This window comes from Stenotrophomonas sp. LMG 10879 (assembly GCF_002750935.1).
GTDB classification, from domain to species: domain Bacteria; phylum Pseudomonadota; class Gammaproteobacteria; order Xanthomonadales; family Xanthomonadaceae; genus Stenotrophomonas; species Stenotrophomonas lactitubi_B.
Genome location: NZ_PEJT01000019.1, coordinates 21068 through 40844, shown reverse-complemented (window position 1 = coordinate 40844; position 19777 = coordinate 21068). Strand labels below are relative to the sequence as shown.

Here is a 19777-nt window from a genome sequence, read left to right as displayed (position 1 = left end):
CGGGCGGATCAAGGGAGATTCCGGCGTGGGCGCCAAGCTACATGGCGATCGTCGAGATCCAGGCTTGCACGGCGGCCCACGCCGGCTCTCGACACCTACGCTGCCAGATTCCGATCAGATAAGGCTTAGCCGCGGCATCCATGCCGCGGACACCCCCGCCACCCCCACCCGCACGCCCCCCGAAAGTTTCCGTGCGCGTCAGCCACGGAAGAGAAAGAAGAAGAGCAAAAGCAGAGGCAACAGCCGCGCGCTTTGGGTTGGGGTCGGATCCGTTTTCCTTCGGAAAACGGATCCGACCCCTTCTTGTTTTCCGGTACACCTTCATCCACGCATGGCGTGGATCTACTGCCGTCACCGGGAAATTGTCGGAGGCGGGGAGGGGGCCGATGGCGGGACCGTCCACGGCATGGATGCCGTGGCCGAGCCTACAGGGATGTACTTGCGGCGTGTCCCGCCATCGGCCCCCTCCCCGCCAAACCCTCAGCATCCCAAGCCGCTTTTGAAGTTGCCGTTGCTTGAAAAAAGCAGTGCAGCCGCAGGCTGCAAAACACCCTCAATCCGAATCCTGCGCGCGCACCGCCTCCGCCTGGGTCTCTTCCTGCGCCGCCATCTCACGCGCGATCCACGCATCGATCATGTGCCGCTGGCGTTGCGCCTGCCGCCGCTCCCGCGTGTACTCCTGGTCCAGCACCCGGTACAGCGACACCATCACCAGCACCATCAACAGCGCGAACGGCAACGCGGCGATCGTGATCATGCCCTGCAGCGCCTCCAGGCCACCGGCCAGCAGCAACGCGCCCGCGATCAGTGCGATGCCCACGCCCCACGCAATCTTATGCCTGCGCGATGGCTCGCCCGCATCGTCGGTGGACATCGTGGCCAGTACCAGCACCGCCGAATCGGCCGAGGTCACGAAGAAGATCATCAACAGCACCAAGGCGATGCTCGATAGCAGCAACGGCAGTGGCAGGCTGTCGAACAGGGTGAACAGCACTGTTTCATAGCCGTTGCCCAGCGCCTGCACCAGGTCGGCGTGGCCGAAGATCTGCGACCAGATCGCGGTGCCACCGAAGACCGAGAACCAGAAGAAACCGAGCAGGGTGGGCGCAAGCACCACGCCCACCACGAACTCGCGAACACTGCGGCCGCGCGAGATGCGCGCGATGAACGAACCGACGAACGGTGCCCACGAAATCCACCATGCCCAATAGAAGATCGTCCAGTCCGCCACCCAGGTGCTGGACGAGAACGGCGACATGCGCAGGCTCATGGTCACCAACTGGTTGAGGTAGGAACCCAGCGTGGTGGTGAAGGTGTTGAAGATGGCGCCAGTCGGGCCGAGCACCAGCACCAATGCCAGCAGCAATGCCGCCAGCGCCAGATTGACGTTGGACAGCCACTTCATGCCACGCCCCACGCCGCTCAGCGAGGAGGCCATGTACAGCACGAACGCGACTGCAATGATGGTCAGCTGCAGCGGTATGCCTGCGTGCAGCCCGAACACCCGTTCCACGCCGGCGGCGATCTGCACCGTGCCGAAACCCAGTGCCGTGGCCACGCCCACTGCGGTGGCGACCACGGCGGAGATGTTGACCACCTTGCCGATCCAGCCGCGATGGTGTCGGCCGATGATCGGCTGCAGCATGTCGCTGATCTGGCCACCACCGTTGCGGTTGAACTGGAACCAGGCCATCGCCAGGCCGATCAGCGCATAGATCGCCCACGGATGCAGGCCCCAGTGGAAGAACACATAGCGCATCGCGGCGCGTGCGGCGTCCATGCTCTGCGGTTCAATGCCTTCCGGTGGCTTGGTGAAGTGCGAAATCGGCTCGGCCGCTCCCCAGAACACCAGGCCGATGCCCATGCCGGCAGCGAACAGCATCGACATCCAGCTGGCGCGCGAGAACTCGGGCTCGGCGTCTTCGCCACCGATGCGCAGGTTGCCGAAGCGGCCGAACGCCAGGTACATCAGGAACACCAACGCCAGGAATACCACCAGCAGGTACAGCCAGCCGACGCTGCGGATGACATCGCCCAGCGCCGCCTGCACGACGGTATTGAAGGGGCCGGGCGCGAGGCCGGCCAGCAGCACCAGGGCAAACACCAGTGCAATGGAAATGCGAAACACCATGAAGGAGCTTCTCCGATCAAGGGATTGAGGGGAGCGAGCGAAAGCTTGCAGGGAGTGGTCCAGCGACAGCGTGCGCACACCGGACAGGCGCCGCGATGGCGGCAGGGAATGCACCGCTTGCGACGGTGCGGTGCGCGTGCACGTTACTGAATGCGACGTCACGGTTCTGTTAACGAATGGCGATTGGGGTCAGATCCGTTTTCCGCAGGAACCGGATCTGACCCCGGAGGCAACCCCGGAGGCAGGCGGTCTATGCTCTAATGCGCACCAAGAAGCGGGGGTACCGCGGCCTTGTGGCCACGGTTGAGATAGTCCCTTGGAACCTGATCCGGCTCATACCGGCGTAGGGAAGCTTTGCAATGCAGCCGTGCCCCGACCCCGCCCAAGGACCGCCTTGGTGCTGTCCGGGCGCAGGTGCAGTGCGCCGCCGCTTCGTCCCTGACCTTCCTGGACGATGCCCGATGAACGCACAGCTCTCTGCCCTGCAGCAACAGGCCCAGCAACTCTCCGAATCCGTGACCCGGCCCATTCCCGGCTCGCGCAAGATTCACGTGCCCGGCTCGCGCCCGGACCTGCAGGTGCCGATGCGCGAGATCGCGCTGACCCGCACGCCCACCGTGTTCGGTGGTGAAGAGAACGCACCGGTCACCGTCTACGACACCTCCGGCCCGTACACCGATCCGCAGGTCCCTATCGATCTTTCCGCAGGCCTGCCCGCATTGCGTCGTGCGTGGGTGGAGGAGCGCAACGACACCGAACAGCTTGATGGCCTCAGCTCCTCGTTCGGCCGCGCGCGTGAGCACGATCCCAAGCTGGATCCGGTGCGTTTCCCCGCGCGCAGCCTGCCGCGCCGCGCGCAGGCCGGTGCCAACGTCACCCAGATGCACTACGCGCGCCGCGGCATCATCACCCCGGAAATGGAATTCGTCGCCATCCGCGAGAACCAGCGGCTGGAGGCGATCCGTGATGCCGCGCTGCTGCAGCAGCATCCCGGTGAATCCTTCGGCGCATCGATCCAGCACATCATCACCCCGGAATTCGTGCGCGAGGAAATCGCCCGCGGCCGTGCGGTGCTGCCCAACAACATCAACCACCCGGAAAGCGAGCCGATGATCATCGGCCGCAACTTCCTCACCAAGATCAACGCCAACATCGGCAACAGCGCGGTGTCCTCGGGTATTGCCGAGGAAGTGGAAAAGCTGGTGTGGGCGATCCGCTGGGGCGGTGACACGGTGATGGACCTGTCCACCGGCAAGCACATCCACGAAACGCGCGAGTGGATCATCCGCAACTCGCCGGTGGCGATCGGTACGGTGCCGATCTACCAGGCGCTGGAGAAGGTCGACGGCCGCGCCGAAGCGCTGACCTGGGAGATCTTCCGCGACACCCTGATCGAACAGGCCGAACAGGGCGTGGACTACTTCACCATCCATGCGGGCGTGCTGCTGCGCTACGTGCCACTCACCGCCAAGCGCGTTACCGGCATCGTCAGCCGCGGCGGTTCGATCATGGCCAAGTGGTGCCTGGCCCACCACAAGGAAAACTTCCTCTACACGCATTTTGAAGACATCTGCGAAATCATGAAGGCCTACGACGTGACCTTCTCGCTGGGTGATGGCCTGCGCCCGGGCTGCATTGCCGATGCCAACGATGCGGCGCAGTTCGGCGAGCTGGAAACGCTGGGTGAGTTGACGAAGATCGCCTGGAAGCACGACGTGCAGACCATGATCGAAGGCCCCGGCCATGTGCCGATGCAGCTGATCAAGGAGAACATGGACAAGCAGCTGCGCGAGTGCGGCGAGGCACCGTTCTACACGCTCGGCCCGCTGACCACCGACATCGCGCCGGGCTATGACCACATCACCAGTGCCATCGGCGCGGCCATGATCGGTTGGTTCGGTACCGCCATGCTCTGCTATGTCACGCCGAAGGAGCATCTGGGCCTGCCAAACCGCCAGGACGTGCGCGACGGCATCATGGCCTATCGCATCGCCGCGCACGCGGCCGATCTCGCCAAGGGCCACCCCGGTGCGCAGGTGCGCGACAACGCATTGAGCAAGGCGCGATTCGAGTTCCGCTGGGATGACCAGTTCCACCTCGGCCTGGATCCGGAGAAGGCCAAGGAATTCCATGACGAGACCCTGCCCAAGGATGCGCACAAGCTGGCCCACTTCTGCTCGATGTGCGGCCCGCACTTCTGCTCGATGAAGATCACCCAGGACGTGCGCGAATACGCCGAGAAGGGCATGCAGGAGAAGTCCGAGCAGTTCCGTGCAGCCGGCGCCGAGGTGTACCAGCAGGGCTGATCGCAGAGGGCGGCGCCGGGCCACGCCCGGCGTCATCCCATCACCCATCTCACCGACATGCCGCTATCCTCGGCCCATCGTTCCCTGGGGATAAGGAACCATGCCCATTGCCGTGACCACCCGCTGGCTGGCCATCGCCCGCCGTCATCCCTCTGCCTGGCTGCTCGGGGCACAGCTGCTGTCGGTACTGCTGTACCCGGCGCTGGACGAAACCGCTGCCGGGCGCGCGGCAGTAGGCGTGTTCGGCATGGCCGTGCTCGGCCTGGCCCTGTGGGTGGTGCAGCGCAGCCCGCTGGGCACCTGGCTGGCGTTGGTGCTGGCCATCCCGGCGGTGGTGTTTTCCCTCTCTGCGGCACTGCTCGACCGGCCGGCACTGGGCATCACCGCACAGCTGCTGGAAAGCCTGCTGTATTTCTATACCGCGGGTGCGCTGATCGCCTACATGCTGCAGGACCACAAGGTGACCCGCGACGAACTGTTTGCCGCCGGCGCCACGTTCACGTTGTTGGCGTGGGCATTCGCTTTTACCTTTGCGGTATGTCAGCAGTGGTATCCGGGCAGTTTCCAGGGCGCCAGTGGTGGGCCGCAGCGCACGTGGATGGAGCTGCTTTATCTGAGCTTCAGCTTATTGTCAGGTGTTGGGCTGAGTGATGTCGTGCCACTGCATCCGCAGGCCCGCGCGCTGGTCATGCTGGAGCAGTTTTCCGGCGTCATGTATGTCGCGCTGGTGGTTTCGCGGCTGGTCGGCCTGACCATGCTGAAACGCTTCTGAAAATGAACGCCAGATAAAAATATCGCGCCCGAAAGGGCGCGAATGATGATGCTTATTATGTGAATGCGTCGGCGAGAGAGAGCCTGATGTCGACCACGCGATAGGCGAGGTAACTCGCATAGGCTAATATCCGGAGGCTTCGTTTTTTTTGCGGTATGCGCCGATGCTTTGTGCGGAATCTGGCTTCTTGCTGTGCCAAGGATGGGAAGGGATCGATGGTGAACAGTGTTTGCGGCCTGTTTCAACCCCATAGCAACGAATGATCAACAGCGAAATCCAGTCGCCTGAATCCGACCGCGTCCGCGTCGGCGAGTGCATCGTTACTTTGTCCTCGCGTGAGGTCGAAGTCGCCGGTGCCCGCCGTACACGACGTTTGACGCCCAAGTCGCTGGGCGTGCTGCGCATGTTGATGCGGCAGCCCGGGCGGGTGGTGACCCGTGACGAACTGTTCGCCGAAGTGTGGCCGGACACGCTGCCGACCAACGACGTGCTGACCCAGGCGGTTACCCAACTGCGCAAGGCGTTCAGCGTCGACGACGACAATGGCCAGGCGTACATCGAGACCATCGCCAAGACCGGCTACCGCTTGCTGGTACCGGTGCAGCCGCTGGCGGACCACGAGACCGATGCGATCGCTGCGGCAGAGGAGTCGGCGGCATCGCAGCCGACTGCACCGGATGCCGTCGCCCCCGCCGGCGCGGCCGTGGTTGAACGTGGCAGCCGTCGCTGGCGACGCCTGCGCCGTCGCCTGCTGCTGGCGCTGGGCGTGGTGATGCTGCTTGCGCTGGTGGTGTTGAGCGTACTGCTGCTGCGCCGCCCGGCGCCGGTGAATTCTCCGGTGGACGCCGCCGTGGAGAACGGCACGCGGGTGATCGGAAGCCCTGAACGGCCATATCGGTTGATCACCGCGACAGCCGGTTTTGAGACCTATCCCACACTTTCGCCTGACGGATCGCAGGTTGCCTACGAAGGCGCCAACGACGACGGCAAGGGTGGCAACGCCATCAAGGTGCAGACCTCCGGCAATGCGCCCGCACGTCAGCTGCTTTCGCCGCCGGCAGGTGCCAGCGACCGCTTCCCGAACTGGTCGCCGGATGGCCGCGAAATCGCCTTCGCCCGCTTTGGCGCCGATGACAGCTGCCAGGTATTGATCGCCAGTGCCACTGGCGGCGCCGTGCGCCAGGCCACGCGCTGCGACGGCACCGAGCTGCTCAGTTTCGACTGGACACCCGATGGCCGCGGCCTGGTCTTCGGCAGCATGGTCGGTCGCTATGCCCATCGCGGCATCCGCGTGCTCGATCTGGCCAGTGGCCAATGGCGGGCGCTGGACTACGCGGTCGACGAGGATGATTTCGACTACGCCCCGCGCTATTCGCCGGATGGCAAATGGCTGGTGTTTGTCCGCAACCCTCAGCTGGGCGACCTGTGGCGGATGCCTGCCAGCGGCGGCACACCGGAGCAGTTGACGACCGAATCGGCCGAGCTGCGCGGTTGGGCATGGCTGGGCGACGGTCGACATATCGTGTTCGGTCGTCGCGTGGACAGCGAGGCACGCCTGTACTACCTCGACGTCGAGCGCCGCACGCTGCGCGACGCCGGGCTCGACGATGCGCAGTGGCCGGCCGTCTCCCGGCGCGGCGACATGCTGGCATTCGTGCATCGGCGCGCGCAGTTCGGTGTGTTCAGGATGCCCGCGCAGGGCGGTGCCGGCGAGCGTCTGTTCGCCTCCAGCGGCCGCGACGGGCAACCGATGGTGGCGCCGGATGGACGGCAACTGGTGTTCAGTTCCGATCGTTCCGGCAGCTTTGCGCTGTGGTGGGCCGACATGCAGCGGCCGGAGTCCTTGCGACCGATCGAAGGGCTGAAGCCGGAAGCGCGGCAGGCACCGGACTGGTCAGCCGACAGCCGGCATCTGCTGGTGGTGGGCCGCGATGAGCATGGCGAAGCGGTTGTCTACGAGATCGCCCCGCGCGACGAACAGCTGCATCGCCTTCCGGTGCCCGCCGAGCAACCGTTGCAGGCGTTGTACGGCGCCGACGCGGAGCAGCTGCTGGTGGTTGAACGGGATGCCGACCAGCACACCCGGTTGAGCCTGTTCGACCGCAGTGCGCAGCCATGGCGGCGGTTGGCCAGTCTGGAAGGCGTGTCGCAGGCGCGTTTCGACCGCAGTACCGGGCGGGTGCTGTTTACCCGGCTGGCAGCCGGCGGGCTGTGGTCGGTGGACACGGCGTTGACCCCGGCCAGCGTGCAGCAGGTCAGCGAGGACCGGCCGAGCCGCTGGCGCTACCGGACCTGGACCGTGGCCGGCAACGGCAGCATCGACTACCTTGGCAGCAGTGCCGACTGCGGCACCACGCTGGTCCGTATCCAGTCTGGCCGCGAAGAAGCGGAGCGCTGCCTGGACGCGCAGCGCCTGAGCGCGGGCAATGGACTCAGCGCCAGCGCCGACGGAAGCAGCCTGTACCTTGCCCTGGCGATCAGCGATGGAGCCGACATCGGTGTGATGCGATTGCCCGAACAACCGCCCACGCTGTTCCCCGCATTCTCCAAGCTGTTGATCTTGAACGAGAAAGGGCCTTCGTAATTTCTTCGTGACGATCTCGCCGCGATTTCGTGGCGATCTCGGCCGTCTTTCCTGACGCGCTGCCACCTGATTTGGCAAAACGGAGGCCTGTACTTGGCAAATCCGTGGTGCCCTCATGCGTCAACTCTCGCTGGCTGATCGTGGCCAAACCCTATCCCTGGACAAGGCGATCGACGATATCGCGCCGACCTGCATGGGCGTTGCCCGCCTCGGCAGCCTGCAGACCGCCGGCACCAGTTTCAGCGTGTGGATGCAGGTGCGCGGCACCTCATGGGTGGAAGCCAAGGAAGGACGGTTCCGGCTCCGGCAGGGCGAGTGGATCGCGTTCGAGAAGGAGTCCAGGCCGCTGGTCCAGGCCGGACGCAACGGCTTGTGCGTCGGCATGAACCTGAATGTCGAAGCGCTGCGCGTGCTGACCGAGATGGCCGACTGCGGCCTGTATGCCGGCCGCGGTCTGATGAACCGTGCCGATGCACGCGTGGCATTGCGCCTGTGGCGTGACGCCCTCGCCAGCGGGCAGCCGGCGCAGGCGCTGCGTCCGTTGCTGTTGCATCTGGCCGGTCTGCAGCGCAGCCTGGCCGACAACGTACAGCGTTGCCCGGGCCGCTCGCGCAGCCGCAAGCGCCAGGTGTTCGGTCGCATGCAGCGCGCGCGCCTGTACCTGGAAGGCAACAGCCACCGTGTGGTGCGCATCGGCGAACTGGCCGAGCTGACCAACTTCTCCAGCTGGTATCTCTCCAAGACGTTCCAGAGCCTGTACGAGGAAAGCCCGCAGTCGCTTTCGGCACGGTTGCGCCTTGAGCGCGCGGCTGATCTGCTGCGCGACACCGACATGATGGTCGGCGAAGTCGCTGCCGCCAGCGGTTTCGACAACTGCTGCAGCTTCGCGCGCGCCTTCCGCGCCCGCTATGGGCAGTCCGCTTCGCGCTTCCGCGAGAACGACGGGCAGCTTCCGCCACACTCCGCAAAGTCTCCGGTTGTGTCGCGCAAATACAGCGCTGCAACGCAATCGTAACGTGCTACGGCGTTTTAACACGCTACTAACACGTACCTTGGAGAGATTGATGAACGTTCGTATTCCCGCAGTGCGGCTCGGCTTGCTGCCGGCCGGCATTGCGCTTGCCTTGGCACCGTCCTTCGCTTCGGCGCAGGACGCAGCTGCCGGCGGCACGACCGACCTGGACCGCATTTCGGTCACCGGTTCGCGCATCCGCCAGGCGAGCATGGAAACCGCGCAGCCGGTGATCGCGCTGCAGCGCGCCGACATTGAAAAGCAGGGCTTCACCAGCGTTGCCGACATCGTGCAGAACCTGTCGGCGACCGGTTCGCCGGCGATCAGCCGCGCCGATGCCCTGAGCTCGGGCGAAGAAGTCGGCGGCCAGTACGTCGACCTGCGCAACCTCGGCCCGGAGCGCACCCTGGTGCTGCTGGACGGCAAGCGCATGGGCACCAGCACCGGCGGCTACACCGATCTGGCCTCGATCCCGACCTCGGTCGTGGAACGCATCGAAGTGCTGACCGACGGTGCATCGGCCATCTATGGTTCCGACGCCATCGCCGGCGTGGTCAACATCATCACCCGCAAGAACTTCGACGGTCTGGAAGCCAGCGTCTACGGTGGCCAGTACGGCCAGGGCGACGGCCAGAAGCAGGTCTACAACTTCGTCTACGGCCAGACCGGTGAGCGCGGTTCGATCACCTTCGGCGCCGAGTACAGCAAGGAAGACGAGGTCCAGGCCAAGGATCGCTCCTTCAGCCGCTACCCGAACGGTCGCTTCCATCCGAACCCGACCGCCGACGATGCCAATGGCTGGTCGCCGGCATCCAACCAGGGCGTGCTGATCGATGACATGGGCACCCCGAAGGATGCCGACGATGACATCTGGTACACCCGCGCCAATACCGGTGCCGGCAACGGCATCGGCGACTTCCGCGAGTTCGGCACCGGTGATTACACCAATGCCAGCCGTGAAATGTGGCTGCAGAACAAGCTGACCCGTCGCTCGGTGTTCGCCAACGGCAACTACGACCTGACCGACAACATCCGCGCCACCGCGAACGTGCTGTACACCAAGCGCACCGCGACCTCGCAGATTGCCGGCTACCCGTACCAGTCCGAGGTCTACGGCACCCCGCTGTCGGCCGACAGCATCTACAACCCGCTGGGCAAGGACGCGGAATTCATCCGTCGCACCTCCGAGTTCCCGCGCCAGACCGAATCCGAGCAGGAAACCTTCCGCTTCTCGGCCGGCCTGGAAGGTTCGTTCGAGTTCGCTGACAAGTTCTGGGATTGGGACGTGGGTTACGTCTACAACCAGAACAAGGGCGTCAAGACCGGCACCGGCAACCTGTTCATCCCGAATGTGCAGAACGCCGTCGGCCCGTCCTTCATGGACGGCGACGTCGCCCGTTGCGGCACCCCGGGCAAGGTGATCGCCGGTTGCACCCCGTGGAACCCGCTGGCACCGTACGGCTCCACCGGCAATGGTTCGCTGGCTGACCCGGCACTGCAGGCCTACCTGTTCCTGCCGAGCCACGACACCTACACCAACACCACCAAGGCTTACAGCGCCAACATCTCCGGTTCGCTGTTCACGCTGCCGGCCGGTGACCTGGCCATCGCTGCTGGTTACGAGCACCGTCAGGAAAGCGGCGAGTACAACCCGGATGCACTGCTGCAGTCGGGCCTGAGCACCGACCTGGCCGGCGCACCGACCAAGGGCAGCTACAAGCTCGACGAGTTCTACGTCGAACTGAACGTGCCGGTGCTGGCTGACATGCCGTTCGCCAAGGAACTGTCGCTCGACATGGCCGGTCGCTATTCGGACTACAATACCTTCGGCGACACCATCAACAGCAAGTTCGGCCTGAAGTGGAAGCCGATCGACGACCTGCTGGTGCGTGCGACCTATTCGACGGGCTTCCGCGCGCCGAACATCGCCAACATGTACGGCGGCACCTCGCAGACCTTCGACGCCTACACCGATCCGTGCGACAGCAGCTTCGGTTCGGCCTCGCGCAACCCGTCGGTTGCCGCGGCTTGCGGTGCACGTGGCGTTCCGGCGAACTTCCGCCAGATCACCTCCGGTGGCGCACAGTCGACCGGCCCGGGCACCCAGTCCTACAGCGCCTTCGAGTCCGGTTCCAACCCGGAACTGCAGCCGGAAACCTCCAAGACCTGGACGGCTGGCCTGGTCTACAGCCCGAACTTCGTGCAGGGCCTGGACGTCAGCCTGGACTGGTGGAAGATCCGCATCAACAACGTGATCGCCGCCGAGTCGGTGACCTCGATCCTCAACCAGTGCTACGTGCTGGGCGTGGCGTCGGCGTGTGACCGCTTCAGCCGCGGTACCGAAGGCCGTACCGTCAACCAGGTGGTCGACGTTACCCGTACCCTGATCAACGGTGGTTACCAGGAAACCGCAGGTTACGACCTGGGCATCAAGTACCGCCTGCCGGAGTTCTCCTTCGGCAAGATCGTGGTTGACTGGAAGACCACCTACGTCGATTACCTCGAGTACAAGCGCGACAACGAAGCCGAGACTCCGGTCGAGCAGCACACCAGCTGGGCAACCGGCGACTGGGGTGCAAACTTCCGCGTCCGTTCGAACCTGAATGTCGATTGGAGCCTGGGCAACCTGGGCGTCAACTGGGCCGTGCGTTACTACTCGAGCATGAAGGAGCCGTGCTCCTACGACACCGAGTGCAACCTGCCTGACTTCAACTCGGCCTACACCCTGGGTCAGCCGACCCGCAAGGTCGGTTCGAACACCTTCCACGATGTGCAGGTGCGTTACACCCTGCCGTGGCAGGCCACGGTCTCGGTCGGTGCCAACAACGTGTTCAATCACGAAGGCCCGGTCATGTACAGCCAGCCGAACTCGAGCTTCTCGTACTACGGTGGCTTCGACATCGGTCGCTACTACTACATGAAGTACACCCAGCGCTTCTGATCGATCGAAGCGTGACAGCAGAAAGAGGAGGGCGGGCCGCAAGGTCCGCCCTTCTTGTTTGCGCGATCGGGCAACGCGGATACCCACGCCGCGCGCCGAACTTTCGGTCACCCGCGACTGCCCGACACCGCGCGCGGACGAACCTCCGCTCACCAACGGCTGATCCACGCCACGCGGACGAACTTCCGGATACTTCCAGTAGATCCACGCCATGCGTGGATGGATCTTCCGGCACAACTGAAAAAGGCAGGCCTCCTGGCCTGCCTTTTGTCCCATTCCTACTTGCCTGCCGCTACGCCTCAGGCGTCGCTGGGCACCAGCCCCATCAGGCTGTTGGCGTGTTCGCGCCACTGCGGCAGCTTGTTCAGCACACCGGCGCGCTGCAGATACTCTTCATCCACCGGATCACCGTTGACCAGCGCCAGCGCCACGTGCACCGCGCCGGTCACCCAGAAGCTGCGGGTGTTGGCGCGCTGCGGCTGCAGATGGAACGCCACTGCCTCGATGATCGGCATCGGCAGGCCCCACAGGCCCAGCAGATAGGCGCCGGCTTCGGCATGGCCGGGGCGATCGTCGTCGGCCGGCTCGGCTTCGCTGCGCTCGTTGCGCACGCCCGGCAGCAGCAGGCCGATGTCGGCCAGCAGTGCGGCGGTGGCACCGAGTTCGGCGCTGGAGTCGGGCAGCAGGCGTGCGGCCAATCGCGAGGCCATCAAGGCGCGCTGCTGCAGCGAGTTGCGTTCGGCACCGGACAAGGTCGGCGCGGAAAACACTTCGCTGGCCAGCACCAGGTCACGCAGCGTCGCCAGGCCCAGCCGGGTCACGGCCGTGCGCAGGTCGGCGATGGTGCGGCCCTGGCTGAAGAACGCCGAATTGGAAAGCTGCAGCACCTTGGCCGCGATCGCCGGGTCGGCGGCGACCAGCTTGGCAACGTCGGCGCTGTCGGCGTCGTCGTCATGTTCCAGTGCCTGGGTCAGGCTCAGGTACAGGTGCGGCGGCGAGGGCAGCTTCTCGATGCGGCCGATGGCATCGCGCAGGCGCGGGCTGTCCAGCACGTCGCGCAGCTCTTCCAGGCTGGTCAATGCTTCCAGCAGCACTTCCGGCGCCAACGGCAAGGGCAGGAAGCGATGGGCGACACCGATCAGGCGTGCCGGCGGCGGCCGGTTGCCATGCTGCGCGTCGACCAGTGCGATGCGGATGGTCTCCGGGCGCAGGGTGCGGATCTGTCCCAGCAACGTGGTTGCGTTGAGATCGGGCAACTGCGGGCAGACGATCACCGCGTCCACGCCCTGGGTGGCGACCGCGGTCATCGCGGTATGGCCATCGGTGGCGGTCAGCGGCTGCCAGTCTTCCCCAAGATCGGCAATGAATTCGGTCAGCTCAGCCGGCAGGCTGGCTGTATCCCCAACAAGCAGAATACGCACGACACATTCCCCTGGCTGTCTCGACGGTCGATGTCGACGACGTGTGAAGTGACGCAATTTACCTAATACGGCGGCAAAGGTGATGTGCCGCCGTCATGAAACGTGACCCGCATCGCTCCGACGCCGTGCGCCGGAGCAATGCTGTTCAGTCTCAGGCCTTGCTGTCGAGGTGGCGCTGGTGCGCCTCGATCAGGATCTGCTTGGCCTCAGCCGCGCCGCCCCAACCGTCCAGCTTGACCCACTTGCCCTTCTCCAGGTCCTTGTAGTGCTCGAAGAAGTGACCGATGCGCTCCAGCCAGTGGCTGGACACCTGCTCGATGTCTTCCACGTGGGCGTAGCCGCCGAACACCTTGGTGACCGGCACGGCCAGGATCTTCTCGTCGCTGCCTGCCTCATCGCTCATCTTCAGCACGCCGACCGGACGGCAGCGCACCACCGAACCCGGGACCAGCGGCAGCGGCAGCACCACCAGCACGTCGGCCGGATCGCCGTCGCCGCACAGGGTGCTCGGCACGTAGCCGTAGTTGCAGGGGTAGCGCATCGGGGTGGAGAGGATGCGGTCGACGAAGATCGCACCGGTTTCCTTGTCCACTTCGTACTTCACCGGCTCGGAATCCTTCGGGATCTCGATGATGACGTTGATTTCTTCCGGCGGGTTCTTGCCGGGCGAGACGAGTTCCAGACCCATGGTGTGCTCCAGGTGGGGGTGTAGACGGATAGCTCTCCATTTTATGCCTTTGCCGGTCGCTGTGCAGGGTGGGCGGCTGACGGCGCGGCGCGGCGGGGGCCCACGCCGGCGGCCGGGGTTCACCGATGGGGGCGGCGCGGCCAGGCCGGCAGGCTGGACGCACCTTCCCGAGGAGTTGCCGCATGAACGTGTCCGCCCTGCCATTTGGCCTGTTCTGTGCGTTGCTGGCCGCGCCTTCGGCCCACGCCTTCCCCTACGTCGATCTGATCGACTACCCGCACCAGGAAGCCAACTGGGACCGCTTCTTTGCCCTGGAGGGGCGCCTGCAGCATGGCTTCGACGCGATCTGCGGCGACACCTTCTGCGAAGGCGAGTACAGCGATATCCATGCCCTGCGCCTGCGCTGTTCGGTGGATGCGGTACGCGGCACCGTTCGCGAGTGCCTGTGGGCGTTTGCCGCCAGCGATCTGGAAGTCTCCCGCAACGACGGCACAGTGGTGGCCCGGCAGCCGACCTGGCTGTGCCGCCTGCCGCTGCAGCCGGGTACTCCGGTGGAGGCCTTCCACACCGCACTCGCCGCCCGCGACCCGCTGCATGACCCGCTGCCCGGCACCGCGCAGAGCATCTACGACGCCCTGACCGACTGCATCCATTGATGAGAACGTGACGGATTCGCATTAACGGAGTAGCATCCGCGGCGCCTTCCGTCTGTCGTCCCGGTTCCGCGCATGTCCTCCAATGTCGCCGCCCTCACCGAACTGCTGATTCGCGAGCGGCCTGCGCTGCTGCGCCGAGTGCAGCGCATCCTCGGCGGCGAGAATGGTGCCGAGGATGTGATCCAGGCGGTGTGGTTCAAGGCCCGCGGGGTGGACGACAGCCAGGCCATCGACAACCCGCGCGCCTACCTGTTCCGGCTGGCCACCAATCTGGCCACGGACCATGGCCGCGAATCGACCCGGCGCAACCGCCTGCTGGCCGACCACTACCTGTGGGGGCCGGACGAGGTGATTTCGACCGAGGAACAGGTGATGGCACAGGACGAGCTGCAGCGCGTGCTTGACGCGGCGGGGCACCTGCCGGAGCCGACCCGCACCATCTTCCGGCTCAATCGCCTGCAGGGCCTGACCCAGGCCGAGATCGCGCGCCGCCTTGGCGTGTCGGTGACTACCGTCGAGAACCACGTGCGTACCGCGCTGCAACGCCTGGCCTGGGCGCGCAACGGTCGATGATCGACCGGACTTGGGGATGAGCTTCGCTGAAACGTCTTGATTACTGGACCGTGGATGCGGTCTAGTTCCCCCGCCCGCGCTTGAATGCGCCTGTCTGCCAGCCGATGAGCCCGCCGAACATGCTGCCCGCCGCCAATGACGATGCCCTGGCCGAACAGGCCCAGGGCTGGATCGCGTGGCTGGCATCCGGTGATATCTGCGATGCGCGCATGCGCGAGTTCGAGCGCTGGCTGCAACAGCCGGGACACCGTCGGGCCTTCGAGCACGAGCGCGCGCTGTGGCGCAGTGTGGGCCCACGCCCGCAGGCTGCGCCCGTCGAGCGGCGCAGGCCGAATCGCCTGCGCTGGGCAATGGCGGCCACGGCCGCGCTGGTGATGCTGGTGGCATGGCCGGAAGCCTGGTTGCGCCTGCAGGCCGATCACCGCAGCACGCATGTCGTGCAGAGCGTGCAGCTGCCTGATGGCAGCCGTGCCGTATTGGATGCGGACAGTGCAATCGCCGTGCGCTTCGATGCGGACGCACGCCAGATCGAGCTGCTGCGCGGGCGTGCCTGGTTCCAGGTCAGTCCGGATGCGCAGCGGCGCTTCAGCGTGCACGCGGGCAATGGCGTGATCGAGGACATCTCGACCGCGTTCACCGTCGCGCGCGGGGATGACCGGGTGGAGACACAGGTCGGGCAGGGCAGGGTGCGCGTGGCCAGCCCGGCCGACGGCGGCTGGACATACCTGCAGGTGGGCCAGCGTGCGGCCTATGGCGAACACAGCGGGGTGATGCGTCTGCAGGATGTGCCGGCCGACAGCGTGGGCGCATGGCGGCAGGGCGAACTGCTGCTGGACCAGGCCAGCGTCGCCGATGCCGTGCGATGGGTGGGGCGCTATCGCGCCGGCCCGACCTTCGTGCGTGGCGATCTGTCGCGGCTGCCGGCGGTGAGCGCGGCGCTGCGCATCGATCGCCCGGAGCAGGCGCTGGACGCGCTGGCCGCAACTGCAGGGCTGCAGGTCACCCGTCTTCCGTTCGGCGTCGCCATCGTTCAGTAGATCCACGCCATGCGTGGATGATCATCGCGAATCATCCCAGTGTGCCGACCAACGGTCGGCACCCACCGCTGCGACCAGCCGACCAACGGTCGGCCCCCACCGCTGCGACCAGCCGACCAACGGTCGGCACCCACCGCTGCAACCAGCCGACCAACGGTCGGCACCCACTGCGACCGCAAATCCCTCTTGGGGTTGCCGCGCGCCCATCCGTCTTACCCCGCGAACGTACCCGCCGCCGCCACGTACGTCGCCGTGTCCACGTCCGCCGTGGATGACGCCGCGTTCGCGGCACCGATTACCTGACAGGTTCCCCCATGTTCGACTCCCACCGCCCGCGCCGCATGCTGCGCCCGTCCCGACTGTGCATCGCATTGCTGGCTGCCGGTCTTGCCAGTGCCGCACCCTCCGTACTGGCGCAGAGCGCCAGCGGCGACCACGCTGCCGTGCAGCGCTTCGACATTCCGGCGCAGCCCCTGGACGAAGCGTTGCGCAGCTACATGCGCCAGTCCGGCGTACAGGTGGTGTATCCCGCATCGCTGGCGCAGGGTGCAACCTCGCGCGCGGTCAGTGGCAGCCTGTCGGCCAGCGAGGCGCTGCAGCACCTGCTGCAGGGCACGGGCGTGGCAATGCGCAGGGTCAGCGCCGATGCGGTCACCCTGGAAGCGGCACCGCCAGTGCAGGCCGGCAGCGGTGTCATCGTCACCGACACGCTGAGCGTGGCCGGCGACGTTGTTGGTAGTGGTGCCACCAGTGATGAAGCGCGCCTGCTCGACAGCTACCGCAGTGTCGGTTCCAGCACCACGCTCAACTGCACGCACCTGGAGCGCTTCCGCGGCACCTCCAACGGCGACATCGTCAAGGGTGTGGCCGGCGTCACTGCGGGAGATCCGCGCGTGGGCAACGGCTTCGACGTCAACATCCGCGGCATCCAGGGCCAGGGCCGCGTACCGGTGATCATCGATGGCGGCCAGTCCAGCATGGACACCTATCGGGGCTATGCCGGGCAGTCGCAGCGCACCTATCTCGACCCGGACCTGATCTCCAGCCTGACCATCACCAAGGGCCCGAGCCTGCAGGCCAATGCCTCCGGTGGCATCGGCGGCGTGGTCGAAATGGAGACGCTGAAGATCGGCGACGTGCTGCGCGAGGGCCGCGACGTCGGCGTGCGCGTGCGTGGCGGCCTGGCCAACGCCAGTGCCAACAACCTGCCGGCCTACAGTGCCACGCCGCGTACCGATCGCAGCGCCACCGGCAGCCAGTTCTTCAACGTGGCTGCGGCAGGTCACTGGGACCGTTTCGATCTGGTCGCTGCCTACGCGTACCGCGACAACGGCAACTACTTCTCCGGCAAGCATGGCTACGATGATTTCCCGCAGACCCGGCGCACGCTGGCGCCGCTGAATCCGCCGCGTACCGAAGTGTTCAATACGTCTGCACGCTCGAAGTCGGCGCTGCTCAAGGGCACCTGGCGCATCGACGACGCGCAGACGCTGGAAGCCGGCTATCGCCGCTACGAAGGCACCGCCGGCGAGATCATGGCCTCGCAGATCATCCGCGTCGACCGTGACCGCATCCCGCAGTGGGACCCGGGCCATGTCGACATGGACAGTTACAGCCTGCGCTACCGCTTCAACCCGGACAGCGACCTGATCGATCTGCGCGTCAATGCTTCGTACACCGACACCGACAGCGTGATGTACAACAGCCTGACCGGCATCACCCCGTGGTACTTCGACCGCCGCACCGAGTGGTACGACGCGCCGAGCTTCAGTGGTGACCCCGGCTACAAGGATGCCTATCGCAACCCGCTGCGGCAGAAGCGCTTCGGCCTGGATGCCAGCAACACCTCGACGTTCGACACCCGTGCCGGCGCGTTCACGCTCGACTACGGCCTGTCCTACAGTGACGAAGACATCGCCCCGGGGCGCTCGGGACCGGTCATGCACGACGATCTGGTCAACAACCGTTTCCTGCGCAATGCCGAGCGCAAGGAATACAGTGCCGTGGCGTCGTTGAAGTGGCAGCCGGACGAACACTGGGAGCTGTTGGCCGGGGGGCGCTGGAACCGGGTGGATGTGCATGACCGCAACCGCCTGGCCACGCCCGATGCGTACGAGGTGCAGGGCCAGTATCGCTACACCGAGTTGCTCAACGGCAACCCCAAGCTGCCGTCGTGGCGCGCAAAGCGCATCGCGCTGCTGAACTGGTACCCGGATGCGAACGGCAATTTCACCCAGGAATCGCTGCTGGCCTCGCCGTACAAGAAGGGCACGGTCGGCGACATCGGTGGCTGGAACTTCTACGACGCCGGCAAGGCGCAGGATCTGGAAGTGCCGGTCAGCTGGACCTGGTCGCAGCCGATCCGCCGTCGCGACACCGCGTTCTCGCCGACCGCCAGCGTGGCCTACCGCTTCAGCGAAGACACCATGGTCTACGTGAAGTACGCCGAAGGCACCAAGCTGCCGAGCCTGTTCGAGACCACGCTGGGCCTGTTCACCGCCGCCAAGCCGGTGGGCGAGTTGAAGCCGGAGCGTGCGCGCAGCTGGGAAATCGGCGCCAGCACCATCCGCTACGACCTGTTCACTGCCGGCGACCGCCTGGCGCTGAAGCTGGCGTACTTCGATACCCGCATCGACGACCTGATCACCCGTGACTACCGCACGCTGTCGGCCGGCCTGATCCGCAACGTGGACCAGTTCAAGGTGTCGGGCATGGAGTTCCAGTCCAGCTATGACAGCGGCAAGGTGTTCGCCGACCTGTCCGCGCACTACTACTTCAAGGCCAAGACCTGCGCGCCGGACATCGCCGCCGAGCGTCGTGCCTACGGCGCACAGCGCAAGAATGACGAACTGGCCAATACGCCCAACTGTGTGGACGGTGGCTTCGAGGGTTCGTACACCAACACGCAGAACCCGCCGCGCTACATGGTCAACCTGACCCTGGGCTCGCGCCTGTTCGACGAGCGGCTGACGTTTGGAACCCGCGTGGTCCACAACGCGGGCCCGATCAGCAAGCTGGACAAGGACTGGAACGTAGGCCTGTCGGCGATCCAGCAGCTGTATCGGCCGACCACCCTGGTCGACCTGTTCGGCAGCTGGAGCTTCAACGACCAGTTGTCGGTGGAAGCGGGCGTGGACAACCTCACCGACCGCTACTACCTGGACCCGCTGGCCCTGGGCGTGATGCCGGCACCGGGCCGCACCGCGCGCCTGGCGTTGACCTGGAAGTACTGATCGGCGGGGTCGGCCATCCACGCATGGCGTGGATCTACCGAACAACCGGTAGCGCCGGGCCATGCCCGGCGGATCGCGCAGATGAAACGGTAGCGCCGGGCCATGCCCGGCGAATGCTTACAGCCCGGTCGCTGCCTTCACCGCCTCTTCGTGCAGCGCTTCGTTCAGTTCGTCGACCACAGTGGTCCACGCCGCATCGGCCTGCAGCGATTCGCTCAGGAACTGGCGCTGGGCATCGTTCCAGTAGGGCGCCTCGACCACTTCAACGTCGGTGGCCAGCTGGTGCTCGCGGATGAAACGGGCGATGCCCTCGGCGCTGGCATCCAGGCCCAGCTGCAGGAACAGGTTGGTCATGCGCGGTTCGGTGGTGATCATCGTCGGCTCCGGGTGGAAGAAGGGAATGGCCCATTATCGGCGCACACG

At 65.7% G+C, this 19777-nt stretch carries 13 protein-coding genes and 1 riboswitch; of the genes, 9 read left to right on the top strand and 4 right to left on the bottom strand.

All coding sequences use genetic code 11. The annotated features are described in order from the left end of the window. Positions 1 to 553: 553 nt before the first annotated feature. Positions 554 to 2131, bottom strand: coding sequence for a BCCT family transporter (locus CR919_RS20735; RefSeq protein ID WP_099821633.1), 1578 nt, complete (start codon positions 2129 to 2131; stop codon positions 554 to 556). A 266-nt stretch (positions 2132 to 2397) separates the two neighbouring features. Beyond that, a riboswitch (TPP riboswitch) is annotated at positions 2398 to 2499 on the top strand. 93 nt (positions 2500 to 2592) lie between these two features. Here CR919_RS20735 and thiC point away from each other — a divergent pair. The 5 genes from thiC to CR919_RS20710 all read left to right on the top strand — a co-directional run bounded on the left by thiC (position 2593) and on the right by CR919_RS20710 (position 11746). Next, entirely contained in the window at positions 2593 to 4437 is a 1845-nt protein-coding gene (gene thiC / locus CR919_RS20730; protein WP_099821632.1) for a phosphomethylpyrimidine synthase ThiC, read from the top strand. Between the two features lie 100 nt (positions 4438 to 4537). Further along, entirely contained in the window at positions 4538 to 5209 is a 672-nt protein-coding gene (locus CR919_RS20725; protein WP_099821631.1) for an ion channel, read from the top strand. A 259-nt stretch (positions 5210 to 5468) separates the two neighbouring features. Further along, the gene (locus CR919_RS20720) at positions 5469 to 7793 is read left to right on the top strand and encodes a winged helix-turn-helix domain-containing protein (protein WP_099821630.1); all 2325 of its coding nucleotides are present in this window, start codon (positions 5469 to 5471) and stop codon (positions 7791 to 7793) included. A 115-nt stretch (positions 7794 to 7908) separates the two neighbouring features. Next, complete coding sequence (locus CR919_RS20715; RefSeq protein WP_099821629.1) at positions 7909 to 8808, top strand: helix-turn-helix transcriptional regulator; 900 nt, start codon at positions 7909 to 7911, stop codon at positions 8806 to 8808. A gap of 49 nt (positions 8809 to 8857) precedes the next feature. Beyond that, the gene (locus CR919_RS20710) at positions 8858 to 11746 is read left to right on the top strand and encodes a TonB-dependent receptor (protein WP_207761055.1); all 2889 of its coding nucleotides are present in this window, start codon (positions 8858 to 8860) and stop codon (positions 11744 to 11746) included. Between the two features lie 299 nt (positions 11747 to 12045). Here the strand turns inward: CR919_RS20710 and CR919_RS20705 are convergent, their stop codons facing one another. Both CR919_RS20705 and ppa read right to left on the bottom strand, forming a co-directional pair. Next, positions 12046 to 13167, bottom strand: a complete 1122-nt coding sequence (locus CR919_RS20705; RefSeq protein ID WP_099821627.1) for an HDOD domain-containing protein — start codon at positions 13165 to 13167, stop codon at positions 12046 to 12048. Between the two features lie 151 nt (positions 13168 to 13318). After that, on the bottom strand, positions 13319 to 13855 hold the full coding sequence (gene ppa, locus CR919_RS20700) for an inorganic diphosphatase (protein ID WP_025874161.1): 537 nt from the start codon (positions 13853 to 13855) through the stop codon (positions 13319 to 13321). Positions 13856 to 14037: 182 nt separating this feature from the next. Here ppa and CR919_RS20695 point away from each other — a divergent pair, with 182 nt between their 5' ends. The 4 genes from CR919_RS20695 to CR919_RS20680 all read left to right on the top strand — a co-directional run bounded on the left by CR919_RS20695 (position 14038) and on the right by CR919_RS20680 (position 19354). Beyond that, entirely contained in the window at positions 14038 to 14511 is a 474-nt protein-coding gene (locus CR919_RS20695) for a hypothetical protein (RefSeq protein ID WP_099821626.1), read from the top strand. 72 nt (positions 14512 to 14583) lie between these two features. Beyond that, entirely contained in the window at positions 14584 to 15084 is a 501-nt protein-coding gene (locus CR919_RS20690) for an RNA polymerase sigma factor (protein ID WP_099821625.1), read from the top strand. Positions 15085 to 15188: 104 nt separating this feature from the next. After that, a complete protein-coding gene (locus CR919_RS20685) occupies positions 15189 to 16121 on the top strand; it encodes a FecR domain-containing protein (protein WP_099821624.1) in 933 nt (310 codons plus the stop codon). Positions 16122 to 16435: 314 nt separating this feature from the next. After that, positions 16436 to 19354 carry a TonB-dependent receptor gene (locus CR919_RS20680; RefSeq protein WP_099821623.1) on the top strand — a complete coding sequence of 973 codons (2919 nt, stop codon included), beginning with the start codon at positions 16436 to 16438 and terminating at the stop codon, positions 19352 to 19354. Positions 19355 to 19471: 117 nt separating this feature from the next. Here the strand turns inward: CR919_RS20680 and CR919_RS20675 are convergent, their stop codons facing one another. Further along, complete coding sequence (locus CR919_RS20675) at positions 19472 to 19729, bottom strand: DUF2789 domain-containing protein (protein WP_099785305.1); 258 nt, start codon at positions 19727 to 19729, stop codon at positions 19472 to 19474. Between the last annotated feature and the right edge of the window lie 48 nt (positions 19730 to 19777).

Excerpts from the sequence above, each read along its gene's own strand:
- CR919_RS20695 (WP_099821626.1), top strand. The coding sequence starts at position 14,038 with ATGAACGTGTCCGCCCTGCCATTTGGCCTGTTCTGTGCGTTGCTGGCC.
- CR919_RS20720 (WP_099821630.1), top strand. The coding sequence starts at position 5,469 with ATGATCAACAGCGAAATCCAGTCGCCTGAATCCGACCGCGTCCGCGTC.
- CR919_RS20685 (WP_099821624.1), top strand. The coding sequence starts at position 15,189 with ATGAGCCCGCCGAACATGCTGCCCGCCGCCAATGACGATGCCCTGGCC.
- CR919_RS20680 (WP_099821623.1), top strand. The coding sequence starts at position 16,436 with ATGTTCGACTCCCACCGCCCGCGCCGCATGCTGCGCCCGTCCCGACTG.
- CR919_RS20690 (WP_099821625.1), top strand. The coding sequence starts at position 14,584 with ATGTCCTCCAATGTCGCCGCCCTCACCGAACTGCTGATTCGCGAGCGG.
- ppa (WP_025874161.1), bottom strand. The coding sequence starts at position 13,855 with ATGGGTCTGGAACTCGTCTCGCCCGGCAAGAACCCGCCGGAAGAAATC.
- CR919_RS20725 (WP_099821631.1), top strand. The coding sequence starts at position 4,538 with ATGCCCATTGCCGTGACCACCCGCTGGCTGGCCATCGCCCGCCGTCAT.
- CR919_RS20675 (WP_099785305.1), bottom strand. The coding sequence starts at position 19,729 with ATGATCACCACCGAACCGCGCATGACCAACCTGTTCCTGCAGCTGGGC.
- thiC (WP_099821632.1), top strand. The coding sequence starts at position 2,593 with ATGAACGCACAGCTCTCTGCCCTGCAGCAACAGGCCCAGCAACTCTCC.
- CR919_RS20735 (WP_099821633.1), bottom strand. The coding sequence starts at position 2,131 with ATGGTGTTTCGCATTTCCATTGCACTGGTGTTTGCCCTGGTGCTGCTG.
- CR919_RS20710 (WP_207761055.1), top strand. The coding sequence starts at position 8,858 with ATGAACGTTCGTATTCCCGCAGTGCGGCTCGGCTTGCTGCCGGCCGGC.
- CR919_RS20715 (WP_099821629.1), top strand. The coding sequence starts at position 7,909 with ATGCGTCAACTCTCGCTGGCTGATCGTGGCCAAACCCTATCCCTGGAC.